At 32.9% G+C, this 1,629-nt stretch carries 3 protein-coding genes; all 3 read left to right on the top strand.

Annotated elements, in window-relative coordinates; all coding sequences use genetic code 11:
- The first annotated feature begins 287 nt into the window (after positions 1–287).
- Complete coding sequence (locus ACFINI_RS09855) at positions 288–431, top strand: TrwH protein (RefSeq protein ID WP_273791745.1); 144 nt, start codon at positions 288–290, stop codon at positions 429–431.
- Positions 428–1,171, top strand: a complete 744-nt coding sequence (locus ACFINI_RS09850; RefSeq protein ID WP_375612679.1) for a type IV secretion system protein — start codon at positions 428–430, stop codon at positions 1,169–1,171. Before ACFINI_RS09855 ends, ACFINI_RS09850 begins: the two co-directional genes overlap by 4 nt.
- A gap of 213 nt (positions 1,172–1,384) precedes the next feature.
- Positions 1,385–1,629 (top strand): type IV secretion system protein (locus ACFINI_RS09845; protein WP_375612561.1); only part of this gene is annotated, 245 nt, incomplete at its 3' end.

Raw genomic sequence — 1,629 nt, 5'->3', positions numbered from 1 at the left:
GCAAAAGGCATTACATTCGGACATCTATGGAGACATAAAAACTAGCTGAGATAAAAAGCAATGGTTCCCGTAACAGACGCCCTTAATATCCATATGACAAAATAACTAAGATATCCAATCCTAAAGTAAAAAATATTCGCACTGAAATTGAGCTATTTTCATAAATTAAAAAATGAAATTAAGAAAAGATAAATTATCGCAAACTATACACTTTACTTTAGTGTCAAAATTATAATAATGACAACAAATATCAGAATGTGTATAACAGTAAAAAGAGTCATGTCAAAATGAAGTCAATCATACTTGTAATTTTGATTGCAAACATTTTATCGGCTTGTGCATTAGCACCAAAGCTAAAACAGCCCAATGATAGAAACCGTGTGCCTATTAATAAAACAATCCCTGCCGAAATTAAGCGAGGAGACAGATGAAAAAGCGATTTATTATAACAGGAATGATTACCCTTTTGGGGATGATAAATTTAACTCTAACGTCTAACTTTAGTTGGGGTTCTGGGACTCAAGGTTCAACTGTTAAAAGTCCTTTTTCAAAAGCAGAATATCTGGAAATTATTAAGTTGTTAGAACAACAAATTAAAACAAACGAAAACCAGATCGAAAACGCGAAAAAAATTCATCAGTCTATAACAGGAAATAGGATACAAAAACCAACAATAGGAGAAAACAAGAATTCTTTCATACAAGATTTGCCTTCTATCTACCCAAAAACACAGACAAACTACCAAGCCATAGCTACTGGGGAATTTAAAAAAAGATTTAATGAGATTATTCTCGAAGAGAAAAGGTACGGCTTCCAGAAGTTGCCGTATTATAAAATGCGCGAAATAATTAATACGCGTCTTAAATATAGTGGAATTGTCGAAAAAGCTGTAAGTTTTCAAACTTTTCAAGACGCAGAGAACCGCTTTAAACAAATGGACGATTTCTTAGATAAGATAAATAAAACAAAAGATCTCAAAGAAGTTTTCGAACTGCAAACACGCATCAAGACCATGTCAGCCATGATCCAAAATGAATATACAAAGCTACAAATGGTCAGAAATTTAAGCGATGACGAAGAGACTCTTATCGAAATACAAAAACGTAAATTGTACAGAAAAATTGTAGCCTCTAACTACAAAAATATGCCTATAATAAGGTCTAACCAATAAAGCTTTTTACAACATTTGCTTTTTTCATGAAAACAAAAACCAATGTAGAAGGTTCAGTACTCTCTGAACAATTAAGAGAAGCACAAAGATTTTATCAAAGCCAAGATATCATGCTGAAAACACTTAGGTAATGTATAAATGAAAATGAGGCGTTTAGCATGTATCTATGTTCCAAAGTGATAAAAAATTGAAAATTCGTTAAAGAGGAATTCCATGAACTTTACAGTTTTCACGCAACTTTTCAATAAAATTGATCAGATAACAAAAACATATGTCACGGATGTTTCCTCAAAAGCAATTGTTACAATTACACCCTTCGTTTCAATTGGAATCACTATCGCTTTCATCATCTACGGATGGCTTATCATCCGTGGCGCTATAGATATGCCACTTTCCGGATTCGTAAACCGTTTCCTGCGGATAAGTATTATTACTTCAATAGCTCTTACCACAGGACT

The sequence above is a fragment of the Bartonella sp. AA56HLJMS genome (assembly GCF_042197145.1).
Lineage (GTDB): Bacteria > Pseudomonadota > Alphaproteobacteria > Rhizobiales > Rhizobiaceae > Bartonella.
Note: the sequence above shows the minus strand (reverse complement) of the source record. Positions and strands in the feature narration are given on the sequence as shown.